The organism is Nocardiopsis sp. KDC1DS13DA1 (genome assembly GCF_055632325.1).
In genome coordinates this window covers 1-255 of the sequence record NZ_JBVMUY010000049.1, presented here as the reverse complement: position 1 = coordinate 255, position 255 = coordinate 1, and the positions used below count along the sequence as shown (strand labels likewise).

Here is a 255-nt window from a genome sequence, read left to right as displayed (position 1 = left end):
CGAACGCCAGCGCCGCACCGTGGCGGGCGCCCGGCTGCTGGCCGAGCGTCTGACCCGGCCCGACATGGCCCAGGTCGGGGTCAGGGTGCTCACCGGGGGCACCGACGTGCACCTGGTCCTGGTGGACCTGGTCGACTCAGCGATCAACGGCCAGGAGGCCGAGGACCGGCTGCACTCGGTGGGGATCACGGTCAACCGCAACGCGGTGCCCAACGACCCGCGTCCGCCGATGGTGACCTCGGGGCTGCGGATCGG

Annotated in this window: 1 pseudogene; it reads left to right on the top strand. The window is 73.3% G+C overall.

The features are described from left to right. Positions 1-255, top strand: a pseudogene (locus ACTVAJ_RS27635) (serine hydroxymethyltransferase); the annotation flags it as partial.